Genomic DNA, 249 nt, shown 5'->3' with positions numbered 1-249 from the left:
GCCGCTATCAGCTTATTAATATAGAAAGTGGCAGTATGGCCGAAATAGAACACCAGCGGATGGCGCAGCGAAATGGCTCTGGTGTAGTAAGCCTGCTCATCGGCAAGGCAGTCGAACAGGCTCTCATAGAGCGCCCATGTTTGTTGGAAATAACGCAGTAGTTCCTGGCGTTTTTGTTCTGCATCGCTGCCGCTAAGCAACAACGTGCGGGTGGGCGCAGGTAACTCCGAAGAAAAGGCCTGGTGAGGT

At 52.6% G+C, this 249-nt stretch carries 1 pseudogene; it reads right to left on the bottom strand.

Annotation, left to right across the window (positions count from 1 at the left end):
* Window positions 1–249 (bottom strand): annotated as a pseudogene (locus RTK32_RS20005) (SAM-dependent methyltransferase); the annotation flags it as partial.

This window comes from Erwinia sp., assembly GCF_031978025.1.
GTDB lineage: Bacteria > Pseudomonadota > Gammaproteobacteria > Enterobacterales > Enterobacteriaceae > Erwinia.
Note: the sequence above shows the minus strand (reverse complement) of the source record. Positions and strands in the feature narration are given on the sequence as shown.